The organism is Streptomyces sp. NRRL F-5727 (assembly GCF_000719555.1).
GTDB lineage: Bacteria > Actinomycetota > Actinomycetes > Streptomycetales > Streptomycetaceae > Streptomyces.
The window spans coordinates 1-22,288 of the sequence record NZ_JOGX01000047.1 but is presented as its reverse complement, the minus strand read 5'-3'; the positions used below and the strand labels follow the sequence as shown (position 1 = coordinate 22,288).

19 protein-coding genes and 1 pseudogene are annotated in these 22,288 nt (G+C 71.9%); 12 read left to right on the top strand and 8 right to left on the bottom strand.

The genetic code is table 11. The features are described from left to right. Position 1: 1 nt before the first annotated feature. The 7 genes from nuoH to nuoN are packed head-to-tail and all read left to right on the top strand — an operon-like array spanning position 2 to position 8,199. Positions 2-1,330 carry an NADH-quinone oxidoreductase subunit NuoH gene (gene nuoH / locus IF73_RS0126730; RefSeq protein ID WP_234338356.1) on the top strand — a complete coding sequence of 443 codons (1,329 nt, stop codon included), beginning with the start codon at positions 2-4 and terminating at the stop codon, positions 1,328-1,330. Beyond that, positions 1,290-1,940 (top strand): NADH-quinone oxidoreductase subunit NuoI, encoded by a 651-nt coding sequence (nuoI, locus tag IF73_RS0126725; RefSeq protein WP_402311015.1) that lies wholly within the window; start codon positions 1,290-1,292, stop codon positions 1,938-1,940. The genes nuoH and nuoI overlap by 41 nt, the downstream gene beginning before the upstream one ends. Next, positions 1,937-2,761 carry an NADH-quinone oxidoreductase subunit J gene (locus IF73_RS0126720; RefSeq protein ID WP_031012461.1) on the top strand — a complete coding sequence of 275 codons (825 nt, stop codon included), beginning with the start codon at positions 1,937-1,939 and terminating at the stop codon, positions 2,759-2,761. Before nuoI ends, IF73_RS0126720 begins: the two co-directional genes overlap by 4 nt. Beyond that, complete coding sequence (nuoK, locus tag IF73_RS0126715; RefSeq protein ID WP_031012459.1) at positions 2,758-3,057, top strand: NADH-quinone oxidoreductase subunit NuoK; 300 nt, start codon at positions 2,758-2,760, stop codon at positions 3,055-3,057. The genes IF73_RS0126720 and nuoK overlap by 4 nt, the downstream gene beginning before the upstream one ends. Before the next feature lie 11 nt (positions 3,058-3,068). After that, complete coding sequence (nuoL, locus tag IF73_RS0126710; RefSeq protein WP_031012457.1) at positions 3,069-4,961, top strand: NADH-quinone oxidoreductase subunit L; 1,893 nt, start codon at positions 3,069-3,071, stop codon at positions 4,959-4,961. Between the two features lie 5 nt (positions 4,962-4,966). After that, the gene (locus IF73_RS0126705; RefSeq protein WP_031012455.1) at positions 4,967-6,553 is read left to right on the top strand and encodes an NADH-quinone oxidoreductase subunit M; all 1,587 of its coding nucleotides are present in this window, start codon (positions 4,967-4,969) and stop codon (positions 6,551-6,553) included. Continuing rightward, entirely contained in the window at positions 6,550-8,199 is a 1,650-nt protein-coding gene (nuoN, locus tag IF73_RS0126700) for an NADH-quinone oxidoreductase subunit NuoN (RefSeq protein WP_031012454.1), read from the top strand. Before IF73_RS0126705 ends, nuoN begins: the two co-directional genes overlap by 4 nt. Positions 8,200-8,250: 51 nt before the next feature. On the opposite strand, the gene IF73_RS0126695 is transcribed toward nuoN, so the two are convergent. Continuing rightward, positions 8,251-8,826 carry a hypothetical protein gene (locus IF73_RS0126695; RefSeq protein ID WP_031012453.1) on the bottom strand — a complete coding sequence of 192 codons (576 nt, stop codon included), beginning with the start codon at positions 8,824-8,826 and terminating at the stop codon, positions 8,251-8,253. 236 nt (positions 8,827-9,062) lie between these two features. Between IF73_RS0126695 and IF73_RS0126690 the strand changes: the two genes are divergently transcribed. Both IF73_RS0126690 and IF73_RS0126685 read left to right on the top strand, forming a co-directional pair. Beyond that, the gene (locus IF73_RS0126690) at positions 9,063-9,980 is read left to right on the top strand and encodes a helix-turn-helix domain-containing protein (RefSeq protein ID WP_031012451.1); all 918 of its coding nucleotides are present in this window, start codon (positions 9,063-9,065) and stop codon (positions 9,978-9,980) included. 41 nt (positions 9,981-10,021) lie between these two features. Then, on the top strand, positions 10,022-10,837 hold the full coding sequence (locus IF73_RS0126685) for a carbohydrate-binding protein (protein ID WP_031012449.1): 816 nt from the start codon (positions 10,022-10,024) through the stop codon (positions 10,835-10,837). On the opposite strand, the gene fahA is transcribed toward IF73_RS0126685, so the two are convergent. Beyond that, a complete protein-coding gene (gene fahA, locus IF73_RS0126680) occupies positions 10,834-12,060 on the bottom strand; it encodes a fumarylacetoacetase (RefSeq protein ID WP_031012447.1) in 1,227 nt (408 codons plus the stop codon). The two genes, IF73_RS0126685 and fahA, sit on opposite strands and share 4 nt — an antisense overlap. A gap of 284 nt (positions 12,061-12,344) precedes the next feature. Between fahA and IF73_RS0126675 the strand changes: the two genes are divergently transcribed. Then, a complete protein-coding gene (locus IF73_RS0126675; protein WP_031012445.1) occupies positions 12,345-13,703 on the top strand; it encodes a hypothetical protein in 1,359 nt (452 codons plus the stop codon). Between the two features lie 34 nt (positions 13,704-13,737). Here the strand turns inward: IF73_RS0126675 and IF73_RS0126670 are convergent, their stop codons facing one another. Further along, positions 13,738-15,738 carry a CocE/NonD family hydrolase gene (locus IF73_RS0126670; protein ID WP_031012443.1) on the bottom strand — a complete coding sequence of 667 codons (2,001 nt, stop codon included), beginning with the start codon at positions 15,736-15,738 and terminating at the stop codon, positions 13,738-13,740. Between the two features lie 9 nt (positions 15,739-15,747). Beyond that, positions 15,748-15,909, bottom strand: a complete 162-nt coding sequence (locus tag IF73_RS41210; protein ID WP_158822154.1) for a hypothetical protein — start codon at positions 15,907-15,909, stop codon at positions 15,748-15,750. Positions 15,910-16,313: 404 nt separating this feature from the next. On the opposite strand from IF73_RS41210, the gene IF73_RS0126660 reads away from it, so the two are divergent. Beyond that, complete coding sequence (locus IF73_RS0126660) at positions 16,314-17,324, top strand: polyprenyl synthetase family protein (RefSeq protein WP_031012439.1); 1,011 nt, start codon at positions 16,314-16,316, stop codon at positions 17,322-17,324. Between the two features lie 133 nt (positions 17,325-17,457). Then, positions 17,458-18,651, top strand: coding sequence for a LolA family protein (locus IF73_RS0126655; protein ID WP_107049339.1), 1,194 nt, complete (start codon positions 17,458-17,460; stop codon positions 18,649-18,651). Positions 18,652-18,736: 85 nt separating this feature from the next. Here IF73_RS0126655 and IF73_RS0126650 read toward each other — a convergent pair whose 3' ends face one another. From IF73_RS0126650 to IF73_RS0126635, 4 genes and pseudogenes are all read right to left on the bottom strand, one after another. After that, positions 18,737-20,041, bottom strand: coding sequence for a M28 family metallopeptidase (locus IF73_RS0126650; RefSeq protein ID WP_031012435.1), 1,305 nt, complete (start codon positions 20,039-20,041; stop codon positions 18,737-18,739). A gap of 323 nt (positions 20,042-20,364) precedes the next feature. Continuing rightward, a complete protein-coding gene (locus IF73_RS42625; protein ID WP_063833485.1) occupies positions 20,365-21,357 on the bottom strand; it encodes a HEAT repeat domain-containing protein in 993 nt (330 codons plus the stop codon). Positions 21,358-21,367: 10 nt separating this feature from the next. Next, positions 21,368-21,856 carry a VOC family protein gene (locus IF73_RS0126640; protein WP_234338350.1) on the bottom strand — a complete coding sequence of 163 codons (489 nt, stop codon included), beginning with the start codon at positions 21,854-21,856 and terminating at the stop codon, positions 21,368-21,370. Positions 21,857-21,874: 18 nt separating this feature from the next. Further along, positions 21,875-22,288, bottom strand: a pseudogene (locus IF73_RS0126635) (helix-turn-helix domain-containing protein); the annotation flags it as partial.

The window sequence follows — 22,288 nt, the reverse complement described above, 5'->3', positions numbered from 1 at the left end:
CATGTTCGGGACGGACCCCTGGTGGCTCGTCGCGATCAAGGCCGTCTTCTGCTTCGCGTTCCTGATGGTGACCGTGCTCTTCTCCATCGTCTGGGAGCGCAAGGTCGTCGCCTGGATGCAGCTGCGCATCGGCCCCAACCGGCACGGCCCCTGGGGCCTCCTCCAGTCCCTCGCGGACGGCATCAAGCTGATGCTCAAGGAGGACGTGATCGTCAAGCGGGCCGACAAGGTCGTCTACGTCCTGGCCCCGATCGTCGCCGCCATCCCCGCCTTCATGGCCATCGCCGTGATCCCCTTCGGCCCGGCCGGCAACGAGGTGTCGATCTTCGGCCAGCGCACCACGATGCAGCTCACCGACCTGCCGATCGCGATGCTGTACATCCTCGCGGTCGCCTCCGTCGGCATCTACGGCATCGTGCTCGCCGGCTGGTCGTCCGGCTCCACGTACCCGCTCCTCGGCGGTCTGCGCTCCTGCGCGCAGATGATCTCGTACGAGATCGCCATGGGCGCGGCCTTCGCCTCCGTCTTCCTCTACTCGGGGTCGATGTCCACCTCGGCGATCGTCGAGGCCCAGCAGGACCGCTGGTTCATCATCCTGCTGCCGGTGTCCTTCCTCATCTACATCGTGACGATGGTCGGCGAGACGAACCGCGCCCCCTTCGACATGCCGGAGTCCGAGGGCGACCTCGTCGGCGGCTTCAACACCGAGTACTCGTCCATCAAGTTCGCGATGTTCATGCTCGCCGAGTACGTGAACATGGTGACGGTCTCCGCCGTGTCGGTGACCCTCTTCCTGGGCGGCTGGCGGGCCCCGTACCCGGTCTCCACCTTCTGGGAGGGCGCCAACCACGGCTGGTGGCCGATGCTGTGGTTCGTCCTCAAGGTGCAGCTGCTGCTGTTCTTCTTCATCTGGCTCCGCGGCACCCTGCCCCGCGTCCGCTACGACCAGCTGATGAAGCTCGGCTGGAAGGTGCTCATCCCGGTCTCCGTGGTCTGGCTGATGCTGGTCGCCACCGTCCGGGCGCTGCGCAACGAGAACATCGCCTTCACCAACATCGTGCTGTACGTGGCCGGTGCCGTCCTCGTCGTGCTGCTGCTCTCCTTCGTCGCCGACCTGTTCCGCGACAAGAAGGCGAAGGCCACCGCCGCCGGGCCCGCCGCCGAGCCGGCCTTCGACCCGATGGCCGGCGGCTTCCCCGTACCGCCCAAGCCCGGACAGACCCTGCCGCCCGTGCCCCGGCGCAGGCCCCGACACCAGCGGGACCTCGTTGTCAGTGGTGGCCCCGATACTGCTACCGAGAGTGACGAAAGGGGGACGGATCGTGTCTGACTTCCAGAATCCGGTGGCCGGCTTCGGCGTGACCTTCAAGGCCATGTTCAAGAAGCGGCTGACCGAGCAGTACCCGGAGCAGCAGAAGACGACGGCACCCCGCTTCCACGGCCGGCACCAGCTCAACCGCCACCCGGACGGCCTGGAGAAGTGCGTCGGCTGCGAGCTGTGCGCCTGGGCCTGTCCCGCCGACGCCATCTACGTGGAGGGCGCGGACAACACGGACGAGGAGCGCTACTCGCCCGGCGAGCGGTACGGCCGCGTCTACCAGATCAACTACGCCCGCTGCATCCTGTGCGGGCTGTGCATCGAGGCGTGCCCCACCCGCGCGCTGACGATGACCAACGAGTTCGAGCTGGCCGACTCCTCCCGCGAGAACCTGATCTACACCAAGGAGCAGCTGCTCGCGGGCCTCGACGACCGCATGGTCGACACCCCGCACGCGATCTTCCCCGGCATGACCGAGCAGGACTACTACCGGGGCCTCGTCACCGAGGCCGCGCCCGGTACCGAGCGCCAGGTCGCCGTGTCCAAGGGGGAGGGCCCGCAGGAGGGCGAGTCGACCTTCGGCGACAACGAGCCCGCGTCGGGGAAGGTGGTCGGCCGATGAGCGCGCTCGCGGCCTACGCCACCTCCACCGGCGAGGCGTTCCAGTTCTGGGTGCTCGGTACCGTCGCCGTCGTCGGCGCGCTGTGCACCGTCCTCATGAGGAAGGCCGTGCACTCGGCCCTGTGCCTGGCCGGCACGATGATCGTCCTCGCGGTCTTCTACCTGGCCAACGGCGCGTACTTCCTCGGCATCGTGCAGATCGTCGTCTACACGGGCGCGATCATGATGCTCTTCCTCTTCGTCGTCATGCTGGTCGGTGTCACGGCCGCGGACTCGCTGAAGGAGACCATCAAGGGCCAGCGCTGGTGGGCCGCCGCCTGCGGCCTCGGCTTCGGCGTCCTGCTCGTCGCCGGGATCGGGAACGCGGCACTGACCGAGTTCACCGGCCTCGGCGCGGCGAACGCCGCCCACGGGGGGAACGTGGAGGGCCTGGCGGCCCTCATCTTCACCAAGTACGTCTTCGCCTTCGAGATCACCGGCGCCCTGCTGATCACCGCCTCCGTCGGCGCGATGCTCCTCACCCACCGGGAGCGCACCGAGCGGGCCCGGACCCAGCGCGAGCTGGCCGAGCAGCGCGTCCGCGAGGGCAAGCACCTGCCGCCGCTGCCCGCCCCCGGCGTCTACGCCCGGCACAACGCGGTGGACATCGCGGGCCTGCTGCCCGACGGCACCCCGTCCGAGCTCACCGTCATCTCCACCCTGCGCAAGCGGGGCCAGGTGCGGGACGTGTCGACGGAGGCGCTCGCCGATCTCAAGGCCCTGGAGCAGCGCTCCGCGGAGCGGCTCGGACGCGACCGGGAAGAAGAGGAGGCCGGCCGGTGAATCCCGTCAACTACCTGTACCTCGCCGCCCTGTTGTTCACCATCGGTGCGGTCGGGGTGCTGATCCGGCGGAACGCGATCGTGGTCTTCATGTGCGTGGAGCTGATGCTCAACGCCTGCAACCTCGCGTTCGTCGCCTTCTCCCGGATGCACGGCAACCTCGACGGCCAGATCATCGCCTTCTTCACGATGGTCGTGGCCGCCGCGGAGGTCGTCGTCGGGCTCGCGATCATCGTGTCCGTCTTCCGATCCCGCCACTCGGCCTCGGTCGACGACGCCAGCCTGATGAAGCTGTGAGGGGCTGAACCGTGGACAACCTGATTGCGCTGCTCATCGCGGCGCCCCTGCTCGGAGCGGCCGTCCTGCTGTGCGGCGGCCGCCGGCTCGACAAGACCGGGCACTGGCTCGGCACGCTCCTCGCGGCCGTCTCCTTCGTCATCGGTCTCGCGCTCTTCGCCGACATGCTCGGCAAGGGCGCCGAGGACCGGGCGATGCACCAGCACCTGTACACCTGGATCCCCGTCGAGGGCTTCCAGGCGGACATCGCCTTCCAGCTCGACCAGCTGTCGATGACCTTCGTGCTGCTGATCACCGGCGTGGGCACGCTCATCCACGTCTACTCGATCGGGTACATGGAGCACGACGAGCGGCGCCGCCGCTTCTTCGGCTACCTGAACCTGTTCGTCGCGGCGATGCTGCTGCTGGTCCTCGCCGACAACTACCTGCTGCTGTACTTCGGCTGGGAGGGCGTCGGCCTCGCCTCGTACCTGCTCATCGGCTTCTGGCAGCACAAGCCCAGCGCGGCGACCGCCGCGAAGAAGGCGTTCCTGGTCAACCGGGTCGGCGACATGGGCCTGTCGATCGCGATCATGCTGATGTTCACCACCTTCGGCACCTTCGCCTTCGGCCCCGTGCTCGCCTCGGCCGGGGAGACCTCGGAGGGCAAGCTGACGGCGATCGGCCTGATGCTGCTGCTCGCGGCGTGCGGCAAGTCGGCCCAGGTGCCGCTGCAGTCCTGGCTCGGGGACGCGATGGAGGGCCCGACCCCGGTCTCGGCCCTCATCCACGCGGCCACCATGGTCACCGCCGGTGTGTACCTGATCGTCCGCTCCGCCGACATCTTCAACGCGGCGCCGGACGCGCAGCTCGTCGTCACCATCGTCGGCGCGGTCACGCTGCTCTTCGGTGCGATCGTCGGTTGCGCGAAGGACGACATCAAGAAGGCCCTCGCCGGGTCGACGATGTCGCAGATCGGCTACATGATCCTGGCGGCCGGCCTCGGCCCGATCGGCTACGTCTTCGCGATCATGCACCTGGTGACCCACGGCTTCTTCAAGGCCGGGCTGTTCCTCGGCGCCGGTTCGGTCATGCACGGCATGAACGACGAGGTCGACATGCGGAAGTACGGCGGCCTGCGGAAGTACATGCCGGTCACCTTCGTCACCTTCGGTCTCGGCTACCTCGCCATCATCGGCTTCCCCGGCCTGTCCGGCTTCTTCTCCAAGGACAAGATCATCGAGGCGGCCTTCGCCAAGGGCGGCACCGAGGGCTGGATCCTCGGCGCGGTCACCCTGCTCGGCGCCGCCATCACCGCGTACTACATGACCCGCGTGATGCTGATGACCTTCTTCGGCGAGAAGCGCTGGCAGGACGACGCCGACGGCAACCCGCCGCACCCGCACGAGTCGCCCAGGTCCATGGTCATCCCCATGGTCCTGCTGGCCGTCGGGTCGGTCGCCGCGGGTGCCTTCTTCGAGTTCGCCGGCTTCGTCGAGTGGCTGGAGCCGGTCACCGGGTACGCGCACGGCCACCCGCCGATCAGCGCGGCGACCGTCACCGCCGCGACCGTCGCCGTCATGGTGATCGGCGTCGGCCTCGCCTACCTCCAGTACGGGCGCCGGCCCGTCCCGGTGGTCGCCCCGCGCGGCTCGCTGCTCACCCGGGCCGCCCGCCGCGACCTGCTCCAGGACGACTTCAACCACGCCGTCTTCGTCACCGGCGGCACCCACCTGACCCGCTCGCTGGTCTACGTCGACCACACGCTCGTGGACGGCGTGGTCAACGGCACGGCGGCCGGCGTCGGCGGGCTCTCCGGCCGGCTGCGCAAGCTCCAGAACGGCTATGTCCGCTCGTACGCGGTCTCCATGTTCGGCGGTACGGCGATCCTCATCGCCGCGACCCTGCTGATGAGGGCGGTGTGACGCCGATGTCCTTTCCCCTTCTGACGGCGACGGCAGCGGTGCCGGCGGTCGGTGCGATCCTCACCGCCGCCGTGCCCGCCGCCCGCCGCACCGCCGCCAAATGGCTGGCGCTGACCGTCTCGCTGGTCACGCTGGTGCTGGCCGGGGTCGTCTTCGCCCGCTTCGAACCGGGCGGCGACCGCTACCAGCTCACCGAATCCCACTCCTGGATCAAGGACTTCGGGGTGCGGTACGAGCTCGGTGTCGACGGCATCGGGGTGGCGCTGATCGCGCTGACCGCGCTGCTGATCCCGTTCATCGTCCTGGCCGGCTGGCACGACGCCGACCCCCTGGAGACCCACTCCAAGCGGTGGCGGCCGACGCAGGGCTTCTTCGCCCTGATCCTCATGGTCGAGGCGATGGTGATCCTCTCCTTCGAGGCCACCGACGTCTTCCTCTTCTACATCCTGTTCGAAGCCATGCTCATCCCGATGTACTTCCTCATCGGCGGCTTCGGCGACCGCGCGCACAGCGGCACCGACGAGAACGCGGCGGCGCAGCGCTCGTACGCGGCGGTCAAGTTCCTGCTCTACAACCTGGTCGGCGGCCTCATCATGCTGGCCGCGGTCATCGGGCTCTACGTGGTCGCGGGGAACTTCTCGCTCACCGAGATCGCGGAGGCGCGGGCGAACGGCTCGCTGGAGATGGCGACCAACACGGAGCGGCTGCTCTTCCTCGGCTTCTTCTTCGCCTTCGCGGTGAAGGCGCCGCTGTGGCCGCTGCACACCTGGCTGCCGAACGCGATGGGGGAGGCGACCGCGCCGGTCGCCGTCCTCATCACCGCGGTGGTCGACAAGGTCGGCACGTTCGCGATGCTCCGCTTCTGCCTCGGGCTCTTCCCGGAGGCGTCGAAGTGGGCCACGCCCGCGATCATCGTCCTCGCCCTGATCAGCATCGTGTACGGGGCGCTGCTCGCGGTCGGCCAGCGGGACATCAAGCGCCTGGTGGCCTACGCGTCGATCTCCCACTTCGGCTTCATCATCCTGGGCATCTTCGCGATGACCAGCCAGGGCCAGTCGGGCGCCACGCTCTACATGGTCAACCACGGCATCTCCACCGCCGCGCTGATGCTGGTCGCCGGCTTCCTGATCTCCCGGCGCGGCTCGCGGCTCATCGCCGACTACGGCGGTGTGCAGAAGGTCGCCCCGGTCCTCGCCGGGACCTTCCTGATCGGCGGTCTCGCGACCCTGTCGCTGCCCGGACTCGCGCCGTTCGTCAGCGAGTTCCTGGTCCTGGTGGGCACCTTCGCCCGCTACCCGGTGGCCGGGATCGTCGCCACCACCGGCATCGTCCTCGCCGCGCTGTACGTCCTCGTCCTCTACCAGCGGACGATGACGGGCCCGGTGAAGGAGGAGGTGCGCGCGATGCCGGACCTGCGGCCGCGCGAGCTGGCGGTGGTCGCCCCGCTCATCGCCGTCCTGCTCTTCCTCGGCGTCTTCCCGAAGCCGCTGACGGACGTGGTCAACCCGGCGGTCCGGCACACGATGTCGGACGTGCAGCGGACGGACCCCCAGCCCGAAGTTCCCGTCCAGAACGTGGAGGCGGCCAAGTGAACGCCCTCGCTGTCCACAGCCTGTGGACGACGGCTGCCGAGCCGCTGAACAAGATCCCGGCGCCGAAGATCGAGTACACCCAGCTCGCCCCGGTGCTGATCGTGGTCGGCGCGGCGGTCGTCAGCGTCCTCGTCGAGGCGTTCGTGCCCCGCAAGGGCCGCTACCTCGGCCAGCTCTTCCTCTCCGTGCTCGCCCTCGTGGCCGCGTTCGCCGCCGTCGTCGGGCTCGCGGCCGGCGGCTACGGCACCACCAAGGCCCGCATCGCGGCCATGGGCGCCATCGCGGTCGACGGCCCGGCCCTCTTCCTCCAGGGCACGATCCTGCTCGCCTCGATCGTCGCCGTCTTCACCTTCGCCGAGCGCAGGCTCGACCCGGCCGACCACGGCCACAGGGTCGACTCCTTCGCCGCCGAGGCCGCCGCCGTCCCCGGCAGCGACCACGAGAAGGCGGCCGTCAAGGCCGGCTTCACCACCACCGAGGTCTTCCCGCTCGCGCTCTTCGCGATCGCCGGCATGCTGGTCTTCCCGGCCGCCAACGACCTCCTGACCCTGTTCATCGCGCTGGAGGTCTTCTCCCTCCCGCTCTACCTGCTGTGCGCCCTCGCCCGCCGCAAGCGGCTGATGTCGCAGGAGGCGGCCGTCAAGTACTTCCTGCTCGGCGCCTTCTCCTCGGCCTTCCTGCTCTTCGGGATCGCCCTGCTGTACGGCTACGCGGGCTCCGTCTCGTACGCCGCCATCGCCGACGTCGTCGACGGCGCGGTCGCCTCCGTGAACCCGGCGCTCGCCCAGACGATGGGCAACGACGTGCTGCTGCTCATCGGCTTCGCCCTGGTCCTCATGGGCCTGCTCTTCAAGGTCGGCGCCGTCCCGTTCCACATGTGGACCCCGGACGTCTACCAGGGCGCCCCGACCCCGGTGACCGGCTTCATGGCCGCCGCCACCAAGGTCGCCGCCTTCGGCGCGCTGCTCCGCCTGCTGTACGTGGTGCTGCCCGGGCTCACCTGGGACTGGCGGCCGGTCATGTGGGGCGTCGCGATCGTCACGATGCTCGGCGGTGCGGTCGTCGCCATCACCCAGACCGACATCAAGCGGCTGCTCGCCTACTCGTCGATCGCGCACGCGGGCTTCCTGCTCGCGGGTGTCATCGCGGCGACGCCGAGCGGCATCTCGTCGGTCCTGTTCTACCTGGGCGCCTACTCCTTCGTGACGATCGGCGCGTTCGCCGTCGTCACGCTGGTGCGGGACGCGGGCGGCGAGGCCACCCACCTGTCCAAGTGGGCCGGGCTCGGCCGGCGTTCGCCGCTGGTCGCGGCGGTCTTCGCGGTCTTCCTGCTGGCCTTCGCCGGCATCCCGCTGACCTCCGGCTTCTCCGGCAAGTTCGCGGTGTTCAAGGCGGCGGCGGAGGGCGGCGCGGGCGCGCTCGTGGTGGTCGGCGTCATCGCCTCGGCGGTGGCGGCGTTCTTCTACATCCGGGTGATCGTGCTGATGTTCTTCAGCGAGCCGAAGGCGGACGGCCCCACGGTCGCCGTGCCGTCGGTCCTGACGACGCTCACCATCACGGCGGGCGTGGTCGTCACCCTGGTCCTCGGCCTCGCGCCGCAGTACTTCCTGGACCTGGCGAGCCAGGCGAGCGTCTTCGTCCGCTGAACCCCCGTGGACAGGGCCCGGCTCGGGGGCGAGCCGGGCCCTTCCGCGTGCCTACGCCATGGGCGCGTCCTCCGGGCAGACGCAGTGCACCCGCGGGTTGTACGGGGTGAAGAGGCCGGCCGGGTTCTTCTTGTGGATCCAGGCGTGCAGCGTGTAGACGTCGCCGACGCCCTCGATCACGGCGGGTCCGTCGAAGGGCCGGTCGAAGATCCGCGGGGCCACCGGCTGCCCGGTGTTCGGGATCACCCACTCGACGGCGACCAGCTCGCGCTTCCCGGTCTCGTGGTTCTTCTCGTACAGCACGGCCGCCGGCCGGGTGGGGTCGTTCGAGCCGACGTTGGCCGGGTTGACGTAGTGGTACCCCATCCCGCCGAGCTTCTCGGGGCTGGTGTCCTCGACGCACATGTCCGTGCGCAGGAAGCCGTCGGCGATGGCCTGCTGCTCGTCCTCGTACTTCTTGGTGGCCTCGTACGTCTTCGCCAGGTCCGGATGGGGCCAGCCGTGGTCGCCGCCGGCGACGGGAGCGACCGGGGCGGCCGAGACGGCCGGGGCGGCGGCGCCCAGGGCCAGCGCGACGGAGGCGGCCAGCGCGAACGCGGCCATCAGGGGACGGGGTCGTGCGGACATCGGGGTGTACTCCTCGCATGGGGGAAGCGCCCACCAGGCGCCGGTTCGGGGGCGCCTCCTCCCCAGAGCCGCCGTGAGGAGCATCGAACGCCCACCCCCCACCCGCACCCGGGACTGGCCCAGAGGGGTGGCTACGCGCGGTGACGCCCGGGCCTCCTGACAGGGCCCGGGCGGCATGGGATCGTGGGACCGGGAAATGGTCTGTACCAGTCGGTCCGTACGGTCGGGAGGGGTGGATGCGCGGGACCACGGTCCTCCCCGGTGCGCCCTGTGCCGCGCCGCGGGCGGGGGAGCCGCCGGTGCACCGGCTGGAGGTGCGGCTGCCCGATCAAGTGCCCTTCGCCGCCGGAGGGTTCGACGCGATGGGGCCCATGTCCCGGGCCGACTACCCGCACCGGCACACCTTCTACGAGATCGTGCACGTCGTCGCGGGCACGGGGGTCCACGTGCTCGACACCGAGCGGTACGCCGTGCGGCCGCCGCAGCTCGGGGTGATCCTTCCCGGGCAGGTGCACCGGTGGGAGGGGGTGCGCGGCCTCGACGGGTCGCTCGTGCTCTTCACGCCGGAGTTCCTGGTCGGCGGGGCGGGCGACGAGGAGCTGCTGCGGCGGCTCGGGGAGCGGCCCTGGGTGGACCTCGACCCGGCGGCGCACGCCCGGACCTCCCTGCTCATGGACGAGCTGGCCGACGAGTACCGGCGCGGCGACGACGGCTTCGCCGGGGTGCTGCGGTCGCTGCTGCACGTGCTGCTCGTGCGGGCCGCCCGGATGCCCGGCGGGCGGGCCGTGGCACCGCCGCGGGGGCTCGCCGGGGAGTTCCTGGAGCTCGCCGGCCGGGCAGCGGCCGAAGGGCTGTCCGTACGGGAGTGCGCGGGGCGGCTCGGCGTGTCCGCCGGGTACCTGAACGAGACCGTACGCGCCGCCACCGGCCGCACGCCCGCCGCGCTGCTGCGGGAGGCCCGGGTGCGGGAGGCCCAACGGCTGCTGGTGGCCACCTCGTTGTCGGTGCGGCAGGTGGCCGCGCGGGTGGGGTTCGGCGATCCCGCGTACTTCTGCCGCTTCTTCCGGCGGGAGGTGGGCTGCACTCCGGGGGGCTTCCGAAAACACCACGACCGGCCCGTTCCGTCCATCGAGGACGACGGCCGGGGCTCGTAGGTTCGTGCCGACCCCAGCCCCCCACCCGAGGAGCCAGGCACATGGACAGCGAGACCAGCACCGGGCACGTCACCCGCAAGGCCGTGCTGCGGGCCGCGCTCGCGGCCGGCATGGCCGCGCCCGCCGTGCTCATGGGCGTCCCCGCCCTCGCCCGCACCCTGACCGGCGACGAGGCCCCCGCGCTCACCCCGGCCTGCGACGACGGCGACGACCCCACCCCGCCGCAGACGGAAGGCCCCTACTTCAAGCCCGCCTCGCCGCTGCGCAGCGCGATGCAGGACGGTCCCGGGACGCGGCTCACCGTCAGCGGTTACGTGTTCGGGCGGGCCTGCCGGCCGATCTCCGGGGTCCTGCTGGACTTCTGGCAGGCGGACGTCAACGGGGCGTACGACAACACCGGATACAGGTTCCGCGGGCACCAGTTCACCGCCGCCGACGGGTCGTTCCGGCTGACCACGATCGTCCCCGGCCTGTACCCCGGACGCACCCGCCACCTCCACGTGAAGGTGCAGGCGCCGGGGCGGCCGGTGCTCACCACCCAGCTGTACTTCCCGAACGAGCCCCGGAACACCACGGACACGATCTTCGACCCGCGGCTGCTGATGACCGTCCGGGACGCGGGCGGGGGACGCGAGGCCGCGTTCGACTTCGTCCTCGACGTGCCGCAGGACCCGGGGCCGACGTCGACGGCCACGGCGACCACCGCCCCGCCCGGCGGCACGTGGACCGCCGGACGGACGTACGCGGCGGGGGACCGCGTCACCTACGGCGGCCTGGGCTATGCGTGCCTCCAGGCGCACACCGCCCAGGCCGGCTGGGAGCCGCCGAACGTCCCCGCCCTGTGGAGGGTCGGCTAGACCGCCGGGGCGATCCGGCCCCGCACCTCGCCCAGGCCCACCCGGGTGCCGTCCGGGCCGGGCGCCCACGCGGTCAGCACGACCTCGTCGCCGTCCTCCAGGAACGTCCGCTTGCCGCCCGCGAGTTCGAGGGCGTCCCGGCCGTTCCAGGTCAGCTCCAGGAGCGAGCCGCGCTGACCCACCTCGGGGCCGGAGACCGTACCGGAGCCGTACAGGTCACCGGTGCGGAGGGAGGCGCCGTTCACCGTCATGTGGGCGAGCTGCTGCGCGGCCGTCCAGTACATGGTGGAGAACGGCGGCTCCGCCACCACCTCGCCGTTGATCTCCACGGAGATCCGCACGTCGAAGCCGCCCGGCTCCTCCTCCGCCGCGTCGTCCAGGTAGGGGAGGAGCGGGAAGTCCCGGGCCGGCGGCGCGGTACGGGCCGCGTCCAGCGCCTCCAGGGGCGTCACCCACGCCGACACCGAGGTCTGGAACGACTTGCCGAGGAACGGGCCGAGCGGCACGTACTCCCACGCCTGCACGTCCCGCGCCGACCAGTCGTTCAGCAGCGTCAGACCGAAGACGTGGTCCCGGAAGGCACCGAGCGGCACCGGCCGGCCCAGCTCCGACGGGGTGCCGACGAGGAAGCCGACCTCCGCCTCGATGTCCAGCTTCACCGACGGGCCGAAGACCGGCGCCGCGTCGGCGGGCGTCTTCCGCTGGCCCGACGGCCGCACCACGTCCGTGCCGGAGACCACGACCGTGCCCGCCCGGCCGTGGTAACCGATCGGCAGGTGCTTCCAGTTGGGCGTCAGCGGCTCGCCGTCCGGGCGGAACATGCGGCCCACGTTGGTGGCGTGGTGCTCGCTCGCGTAGAAGTCCACGTAGTCCGCGACCGTGTACGGCAGGTGCAGCGTCACCGCGTCCAGCGGGTGCAGCAGCGGCTCGATCTCGGGGCGGTGCGCCGGGACCGTCACCCAGGCCGTCAGCGCGCGGCGGACGTCCCGCCAGGCGGTCCGCCCGGCGGCCAGCAGCGCGTCGAGGCTCGGCTGCGCGAGGAGGGAGGCGTACGGGGAGCCGAGCGCGAGCGCCGCGGCCCCCGCGTCCAGCACGTACCCGCCGATCCGGACGCCGAGCCGGCGGCGGCCCGGCTCGTCGGCGGTGGTGAAGACGCCGTACGGGAGGTTGTGCGCGCCGAAGGGGTCGCCCTCGGCCAGGTCGAGCGGGCTGTGCTCGGGCATCGGTGCGTGCCTCGCTTTCGATGATGGGTGAGGGACACGTTACGGGGCGGGCCGCCGGGCGAGGATGACATGGATCACAGAGAAACCGGGGGCTCCGTGGGCAACTGCGCCGGTTGGCTGGATATGTCCGCCCGGTGGCGGCGACGGTCCGTCCGAGCTGGGAAAACGTCTCTGTCGGCGGGCCTGTCGCGGCCATACGATCAGCACGGCGTCGCCCCCGCGTGAAGTGCCCGCGGGCGCGCGTCGCCGCTCTCTTTCTTCCCTGACCAGGAAAAGGTCCCCACGTGAAGATCCGCCGCATTCTCGCGACCGCCGTGGCAGCAGCCGTCACGACGCCGGTCGTGTTCCTCTCCGCCGGCCCGGCCGTCGCGGACACCCCGAAGCCGACCCAGAAGCAGACGGCCGGCACCGCCGACGCCGAGGACGACGACGCTCCGACCCTCGAGGAGCTGGAGGCGGCCGTCGAGGCCGCCCAGGCCAAGGTCGACGACCTCGAGGAGCGGCGCGCGAAGCTGCTGCAGGACCTCGAAGACGACAAGATCGACCCGGCCGTGCAGGCCGAGTACGACGACGCGAAGAAGGCGTACGACGACGCCAAGGCCGCCACGGCCACGGCCGTCACGGCGCTGACCGCGGCCGAGGCCGAGCTCACCAGGGTGAACGCGGACCCGAACGCCACCGAGCAGCAGAAGACCGACGCCGCGAAGGCCGTCGAGGACGCGGGGAAGGCGCGGGACGCGGCCAAGGCCGCCGAGCAGACCGCCAAGGAGCGCTTCGACGCCGCCGACACGGCCTGGGACGACGCCCGGGTGGCGATGGTCCGGGAGTACTCGCGGCTCGGCACGGAGCTGGAGACCGCCGAGGACGAGCTCGCCCAGGCCGAGGAGGAGCTGGAGTTCTGGAAGTCGATCCAGGAGGGGTGCAAGGAGGACGCCTCGCTCTCCTTCTCCCTGACCGGTCCGGAGAAGATCGAGGCCGGCGGCAGCGGGATCTTCACGCTGTCCCTGTCCAACGTCTCGGACCGCGACCTGGACGACGTCCAGGCGTTCCCGGGCGCCGCGCTCTTCGACGGCCTGGACGAGGACGGGAAGCCGCGCGACCGCGAGGACCTGCACGACCCGGTCGACCGGCCCACGATCGAGTGGTCCTCCAAGGACGTCCTGGAGTGGACCGAGATCACCGAGGAGTTCGACGCCGCCGAGTTCGGCGCGATCGACAAGGGCCACACCTCCGAGGTCAAGCTGCGGGTCACCGTCGACGGCGACACCCCGGCGAACCTGGGCACGCTGAACTCCCCGGCGATGTACTGGAACGAGGACGGCTCCTGCGGCATCAGCGACGAGGTCGTCGTCACCTGGTTCGACGTCACCGGCGGCGAGGAGGCCGAGCCGACGCCGACGCAGGAGCCGACGGACGAGCCCACCCCGGCGCCGTCCCCGTCGACGTCCACCCCGGCCCCGGCCGCCACCTCGAACACCACCCAGCAGGGCGGTTCCTCGAACACGCCGGTGACCACCGGCGGGCAGCTCGCCGCGACCGGTGCGAACGACACGCTGCCGCAGCTCGGCGCCGCCGCCGGTGCGGCCGTGGTGCTCGGCGCGGGTGCGCTGTTCGTCGCCCGCCGCCGCAGGGTCAACGGCTAGGCGGTACGCCAAGGTCCCCCGTACGGCCCCGGGTTCAGCCCGCCGTGCGGGGGATCCGCTTTTCCCAGGTGCGGTGGAAGACGACCTCGCCGCCCTCCTTGCACACCACCTCGTCGGAGGTGTGGAAGGCGTCCGCGTCGCAGCTGATCTCCGAGCGGGTGTCGATCGTGACGTCCCAGGCGAGTTCCGGCCGGTGGAGCCGGATGTGCCACTCCGAGCCGGCGCGGGCGGAGAGCGGGTCGTCCTCGGCGATCGTGTACGTGTCCACGGCGTCCTCCGTGTACTCCAGGCCGTCCGGGTACACGCGCGTGCCGCCGTACTTCGGGTCCACCTGCAGCGTCCACTCGCCCTTGGCGACGTCCCGGAGCACCAGCCGTTCGGGGCGCGACTCGTCCAGGGTGCCGGGGGACGACACGCCGAGCGGCGGGGACTGTTCGGGCTCCTCGAAGGTGACCGTGTCCTCCGTACGGGCGCGGACCGGAAGGGTGAGGGAGGAGCCGGCGGGGTCGAGGGTGAAGCCGGCCGCGTCGGGCTGCGGCCAGATCCACGGCCAGTACGCGGACGACAGCGCGAGCCGGACCCGGTGGCCGGGCGGGAAGGCGTGCCCGATGCCGTTCAGCTCGAAGCGGCACGTCTCCCACGCGCCGGGCTGCGCGTCCACGGCCCGGTCGCGGCCGTAGCGGGCGGAGAGGTTGAGCGCGCCGCGGGTGACGAGGGTGGAGGAGCCGTCGGGGGCGATGTCGCAGAGCCGGGCGACGACCTGCCCGGTCGCCGCCGCGGCCGCCAGGCGGACCTCGACGGAGGGGCGGCCGAGGATCTCGATGGGGGCGCCGTCCTGTGGCACGGGGAAGTCGAAGCAGGCCGAGTGGGCGTCCTCGTCGCGCTGGTCGGGCGGCAGGTCGGCGTCGTTGCCGAAGGGGAAGAAGCGGCCCGCGTCGATGCCGGTCTGCTGCGGCGAGGAGACGACGACGGGCTCGCCGCCGAAGCCGTACGTGACGGGGGTGACGTTCGGGGACGGCCAGGACGGGTCGGCGGCCCAGCGGCCGGGCAGCTCCTCGTAGACCGTGGCCGGCGGGTGGGAGTCGCTGATCCAGGCGCGGAGCAGCGGTTCGGCCATGACGTCGTTCGGCGCGTCCTTGAGGTGGTGGTCCCACCAGCGGAGGGTCTCCTGGAGGAAGCCGATGGCGGGGCCGGGCGGCAGGCCGCGGTCGGGGTACTGGTGCGACCAGGGGCCGATGATGCCGCGGACCCGGTCCTGGGGGAGGTGCTCGACCAGCCGGAGGACGGTGTCGCGGTACGGGTCGTGCCAGCCGCCGACGGCGAGGACGGCGGCCCGGATCGCCGGGTAGTCCTCGCAGACGCTGCCGTGCTTCCAGTAGTCGTCCCGGGTCTGGTGGGAGAGCCAGGTGTGGACGAACGGCTCGACGGCCTCCAGGCGGCGCAGCCACAGCTCCCGCCACTCCTCGCCCGCGTACCGGGGGTCGGGCGGGCGGCAGACGAAGGCGAGCATGGTGGCGGCCCAGGCGTGCATGTCGACGCCGAGGACGGAGCCGCCCATGTAGTGGACGTCGTTGTCGTAGCGGTCGTCGGTGGAGCAGACGGTGACGACCGCCTTCAGGGGCTCGGGGGCGAGCGCGGCGATCTGGAGGCTGTTGAAGCCGCCCCAGGAGATGCCGAACATGCCGACCCGGCCGGTGCACCACTCCTGCTCGGCGAGCCAGTTCACGACGGCGACGCCGTCGGCGAGCTCGACGGCGTCGTACTCGTCGCCGGGCAGGCCCTCGCTGTTGCCGTGGCCGCGGACGTCGACCCGTACGGAGGCGTAGCCGTGGCCCGCGTACCAGGGGTGGCGCTGCCAGTCGCGGGGCGCGGTCCAGTCGGTGAGCCGGTAGGGGAGGTACTCCAGGAGGGCGGGGACGGGCTCGTCGGTGAGCGGGCGCCACACGCGCGCGTACAGCCGGGTGCCGTCGGGCAGCGGGATGCGGATGTCCTCGTGGCGGGTCTCGTACGGGAAGTCGGTACGGATCTTCGTCATCAGGTCACCTCAGTGGACGGGGTGCGTGGTGCGGCGCGTCCGGGGCGCCGGGGCCATGAGGAGGAAGGGCGGGCGGCAGGTGCCGGTGCCGGCGCTGACCGGGCCGGGGCGGGACGGGGTCACGGCGGTGGTCGGCACCGCCATGGAGTAGGCGGTGGTCGGTACCGCCATGGAGTAACGGCCGCGGGCGATCCCGCGGGCGACCGGGACCCTGCGGGCGGTGCGGGATCCCGCCCCGCGGGACCGTCCGGTACGGGCCGGGGTGCGGTCGGCGAGCCGCGGGGAGGCCCGGGAAGGCCCGGGCGTCCCGTGGGGCGGCCGCTCCCCGCTGTCCCTGTCGATCGCCGCTCTGGACAATTCGTACACTCCATGTCGTATCAGCTGATCACGAACATACCGGGGGTGACGGGAAGGCGCCCACGGTGATCTAAACGTGACCGGATACGCTGGCTTGAGTGAATCCCAGCGACACATCGACAATCCGTGTGACCACGAACACCGTGTGATCACCCCCGCAACCATGTGATCGTCGCCATGTGATCGTCAGCAGGCGTCAGCAGACAGGAGACCCCCTCGTGACCGTCGTCGGGCCGTTCGGTCTTAGCGTGCGGGACCAGGCTCTTGAGGCCGATGTCCAGACCGGGTTGGCGGCCGTCGAGGCCGGCCTCCTCGACGCCACCAAGAGCGATGTCCCCTTCATCACCGAGGCCGCGCAGCACCTGGTGCTCGCCGGCGGCAAGCGGTTCCGGCCGCTGCTCGTGATGCTCGCCGCCCAGTTCGGCGACCCCTACGCGCCCGGCGTCGTACCCGCCGCCGTCGTCGTGGAGCTCACCCACCTGGCCACGCTCTACCACGACGACGTCATGGACGAGGCCGCCGTCCGCAGGGGCGTGCCCAGCGCGAACAGCCGCTGGGGCAACTCGCTCGCCGTCCTCACCGGTGACTTCCTCTTCGCCCGCGCCTCGCACACCCTCGCGGACCTCGGCCCCGACGCCGTCCGGATCCAGGCCGAGGCGTTCGAGCGGCTCGTCACCGGCCAGATCCTGGAGACCGCCGGGCCCGTCGACGGCCGCGACCCCGTCGACCACTACCTCGACGTCCTCGGCGGCAAGACCGGCTCCCTCGTCGCCGTCTCCTGCCGCTTCGGCGCCATGATGTCCGGCGCCGACGAGTCCGTCGTCGACATCCTCACGCAGTACGGCGAGCGGCTCGGCGTCGCCTTCCAGCTCGCCGACGACGTCCTCGACATCGCCTCCGAGGGCCACGAGTCCGGCAAGACCCCCGGCACCGACCTCCGCGAGGGCGTCCCCACCCTCCCGGTCCTCCGCCTGCGGGCCGCCGCGGCCGCCCACGGCCGCCCCGAGGACCTGGAGCTCGTCGCCCTGATCGACGGCGACCTCAGCGACGACGCCCGGCACGCCGAGGCGCTCCGCCGGCTCCGCGTCCACCCCGCCCTGGAGCAGGCCCGCCGGGACACCGTGCGGTACGCGGAGGAGGCCAGGGCCATGCTGGCGCCGCTGCCCGACGGCTACGCGAAGGCCGCCCTCCAGGAGCTGTGCGACGCGGTGGTCCACCGCGCCGGCTGACCCTCCCTAGGGGATGTCATCCCGGAGGGGTACACGAGGTTGCTCCCCCGGGCTGACGATTCCCGGCGCCCGTCCTGGTGAGATGGAGACATCGAGACAAGCAGTCCGCCAGGGCACGGAGGGATCAGAGACCATGGCAGCACAGCGAAAGACGAGCCGGTACGTCGTCCCGGTCGCGGTGGCCGGAATCGCCGCCGCGACCATCGGACTGGTCCCGGCGCTCGCCGCGTCCGGGGACCCGGACCTGCCGGAGATCACCGCCCAGCAGCTCATCGAGAAGATCGCGGCCTCGGACACCCAGACCCTGTCCGGCACCTTCAAGGTCTCCACGGACCTCGGCCTGCCGGCCTTCGACGGACTGCTCGGCGGGATCGCGGGCGGCGCCGCCGGCGGTGAGGGCTCGGCCGACCCGTCCGCGCAGCTCACCAAGCTCGTCTCCGGCACCCACACGCTGAAGATCGCCGCCGACGGCCCGGACCGCCAGAAGCTGACGCTGCTCGACGGCAAGGAGCAGTACAGCATCGTCCACAACGGCGACGAGGTGTGGGCGTACGACTCCCGCTCCGGCGAGGTCTTCCACGAGAAGGGCGTCGAGGAGGCCGGCGAGGCCCCCGGGCAGGAGCTCCCGGCCAGCCCCAAGCAGCTCGCCGACGAGGTCCTGAAGGCCGCCGGCGACACCACCTCCGTCACGGTCGGCGGCACCGCGAAGGTGGCCGGACGGGACGCGTACCGGCTGGTGATCGAGCCGAAGCAGCAGGGCTCGACCGTCGACTCGGTCACGATCGCGGTCGACGCGGCCACCGGCACCCCGCTGAAGTTCACCCTGGACTCCACGAGCGGCGGCAAGCCGGTCGTCGACGCGGGCTTCACCAAGGTCGACTTCGGCAAGCCGGCGGCCTCGGAGTTCGACTTCACCGTCCCGGAGGGCGCGAAGGTCACCGAGGGCGACGACATCGAGAAGTCGCACCGGGACGCCGGCAAGGACCTGGAGGAGGAGTTCGGGGACTTCGGCCTCGGCGGCGCTCTCGGCGAGGGCCTCGGCGGCGGTCTCGCGGGCGGCGACAAGGGCGAGATGAACGTCATCGGGGAGGGCTGGACGACCATCGCCCGCTTCGACTCCGGCGCGCCGGCCCCGAAGACGGACGAGGCGCCGAAGGAGGTCCAGGGCTTCCTGGACTCGCTCGGCGACAAGGTCAGCGGGAAGTTCGGCTCCGGCACGGTCTTCAAGACCAAGATCGTCAACGCGCTGATGACGGACGACGGCAAGGTCTACGTCGGAGCGGTGACGCCGCAGGCGCTGGTGGACGCGGCGAACGCGGCGAAGTAGCGGGAAGCGTGGTGGCCCGGGTGGGTCGGGGTCTCTGATCACCGACCCACCCGGGTGGTTCTTGTGCCCCGGGGGGCTGACGGGCTTACGGGAACGTCAGCTTGAAGCTGTTGACGTACCCGGTGTCGACGGACGCCTTGTCCTGGACGCGGAGCTTCCAGGTGCCGTTGGCGACCTCGGACGAGGCGTTCACGGTGTAGGTCTGGTTGATGTTGTCGGCGCTGCCGCCGGAGCGGTTGTGCAGGTTGTAGACCGAGCCGTCGGGGGCGACGAGGTCGACGACCAGGTCACCGACGTAGGTGTGGACGATGTTCACGCCGACGGCGAGGTTGCTGGGCGCGTTGCCCGTGCGGCCGGTGACGTCGACCGAGGAGGTCACCGCGGCGCCGTTGTCCGGGATCGAGACGTCGGCGGTGTTCTCGAAGACCGTGCCGGTGGGCGGGGTCGTGGTGGTGCCGGACAGGGTCCACAGCGCGTGGGCGACGGCGTCGCTGTTGCGGTCCAGGGCCGTGTCGTTGATGTTCGCGGTGGTGTCGCAGGAGGAGTGGTAGCAGCGGTCGAAGGCCGTCGCCGTACCGCCCCACTTCGACACCTGGGCGCTGGTCTTGACCCGGCTCGCGCCGGTGAAGAGACCGCCGACCGGGATGCCGACGTTCTTGAACGAGGCGTGGTCGGAGCGGCCGTCGCCCTCGGTCTCGATCTCGGTCGGGACCCCGATGCCGGCGAAGTAGTCCTTGAAGGTCTGCTCGATCACCGGGTCGTCGTCGTAGACGAAGTAGCCCGGGTTCGGCGAGCCGATCATGTCGAAGTTGAGGTAGCCCTTCAGCTTCGAGCGTTCGGTCGTGGGCAGGTTGTTCACGTAGTACTTCGACCCGACCAGGCCCAGCTCCTCCGCGCCCCACCAGCCGAACCGCAGGTGCTTGGTGGGCTGGTAGCCGGTGCGGGCCACGGTGAGCGCGGCCTCCAGGACGGCGGCCGAGCCGGAGCCGTTGTCGTTGATGCCCGGCCCCGAGGACACCGAGTCGAGGTGCGAGCCGGCCATGACGACCTGGTTCGGGTCGCCGCCGGGCCAGTCGGCGATCAGGTTGTAGCCGGTGGTGCCGTTGTACGTGAACTGCTGGACGGTCGTGGTGAATCCGACCGCGTCCAGCTTGGCCTTCACGAAGTCGATGGACGCCTTGTAGCCGGGCCGGCCGTGCGCGCGGTTGCCGCCGTTGGCGGTGGCGATGGACTGCAGGTCGGCCAGGTGCTGCTTCACGCTGGCGACCGGGATGTCGGGCGCGGCGGTGGCACCGGCGGGCGCCGCGGTGGCCGGCGCGGCACCGGCGAGGGCGCCGAGGACGAGCGCCGACGAACCTGCCAGCGCGGCGATTCTCGCGGAGAGTCTCATGTGGGGGCTCCGGATTCCGAACGGGGATGGGACGGAACGTGCGAGCGCCCCGCGGCGTGGGTGACGCGAGGCGTTGGAGCTGTGCGAGTGGTGCGGCGGTACGGTGCATCGCAGGGGAGTGATGGGGATCCCTGCGGTGGGTGTGCGCGTGCTGAATGCTCAGTGACATGATGATGTCCAGTCAAGACCTGAATCCGGTCAAGGGAGTTCGCTGAGCGGACACCACCCCGTGCGGCCCGCTTCCCCGGCCCCCTCCGGCCCGCGTCTCCCGACTGGCCGCGGCCCGCCCACGCCCGGCCGGCTGGTGCGCACCCGCGCCGTGCTCACTCCTCCGTGAGCAGCGCCACGGTCGTACGCACGGAGGGATCCGGATCGTCCGCCAGCAGCGCCAGCACGGCCTCCGTCTCGGGCGTTCCCCAGGCGACCAGACCTTCGACGGCGGCGTCGCGGACGGCGGGGGACGGGTCGCGGCCGAGACCGGCGATGAGGGCCGCGGCGGCTTCGGTACGCCGGTGGGCGACCGCCTCGGCGACGGTCTGCCGTACGTCGGTCACGGCGTCGCCCGCCAGCTCCCGCAGCAGCTCGTCCGTCCCGGGAGTGGTCCAGCGGGCCACCGCCCGCGCGAGTCCCTGCCGGACCCCGGTGTCCGGGTGCCCCGCGAGCGACGCCAGCCGCTCCACCGGCCCGCGCCGGCGCAGCCGGAACCAGCGCAGGGCCTCGCGCAGCGCGGCCGTGTCCCCCCGGGCCTCGGCGCCGGCGATCCGCGCGAGCAGCACGCGGGAGGCCGGGGCGGGGCCGTCCTCCGGGTGGGGCCGCCGTTCGCGCAGCCGCCGGGAGCCGTACTCGCCCGGCACCACGCACCCCGCGCAGACGCAGGGCGTGACGCCGTGCGCCCCGGGGAAGTACCGCCACCCGGCGACCTGCCGTACCGCCCGCACCTGCCGGACCTCGGCCCGCGCGACCGCCCGCGGCAGAAACACCTCCCACCCGAGCGCCCCGTCCCCCAACTCCCGGATGCGGCGCACCGCTTCGGCGGCGGTCGTCTCCGCCGGCTCCCGCTGGGCGTACCGGCCCACGGTCACCGGCTCCCCGTCCGGCAGCCGCACGTGGACGGCGACGAGTCCGCGCGGCCCGGGGCGGCGGGCCAGCTCCCGCAGCCACTGGTGGGTGAGGGTGTACGAGGACAGGACGGGGAACAGGTACACGCCCCGCCCGTCCCCGAGCCCGCTGCCGCGCCCCCTGCCGAGGGCCTTGATCCCGCTCCGCCGTATCCGCGCCCCGTGGGCGGCCGGCGCGAGGTGTACGAACGTCGCCATGCGGGTGATGCTAGGTGGCCGCGCCCTCACCGCCAGGTCGCGGTGGCCGGGTCCAGGCCGTGGGTGCGGGCGTCGGCGTCGATGGCGTGGTGGAACCAGGTGGCGAGGCCGGGGCGGACGCCGTCGTAGTGGGCGGCGAACTGCGGGTCGGTCGCGAAGCGGCGGCCCAGGCAGACCTGCGGTCGACCTGTCCGAGCACGCCGGCGGAGCTGTAGCCCATGGCCGGCGGCTCGTCGGGGACGCTCTCCGCCACGACGAGCAGCACGTCCGGGAAGGCCCACCGGCGCAGGTGCACGAGGACGCCGGGGATGCCGAACAGCTCGAAGAAGCCGAGCCCCCGGGTCCAGAAGTCCACGGACTCCGCGAGATCGGTGGTGGGGACGGTGACGAAGGACGGCATGCCGTAGATGCCGTGGAACGGCTCCGGCGGCACGGCGTCCGGCCCGGGCGTGGGGACCGGGCTCATCTCGAAGGCGTCGTAGTGGTTCCTGTCGCTCATGCGGCCCACCCTTCAGCCTCACGCCGCGTGAGGGTCAAGCCGAGCCTCCTCCTGACACTCCCGGCACCGCCCGGGTGCCGTCACCGACGCCGGGAAGGGCCGTTCGCAGTCCTCGCAGACGACGCGGGGCGCCGGGACGGCGGGCGGTGGCGGCCCGGCCGGGAGCGGCGGCGGCAGGAGGACCTTCAGACGATGGGCGAGCAGCCCCGCCGGACTGGCGAGGTCGCGCGGAAGCCCCGTGCCGAGCGTGCGGCTCACGGCCGCCGGGTCCGCCCCGCGCTCCAGCCAGACCGTCACGTCGGGCGCCAGCCGCCGCACGTCCCGCTCGGAGAGCAGCAGCCGGGGCTCCCGCACCCGAAGCCCGGCCAGCAGCTCGGCGCCCGCCTGGTGCACGTCGGCGAGCGGGGGAGGGGCGGAGGGGGTGTGCGGGGC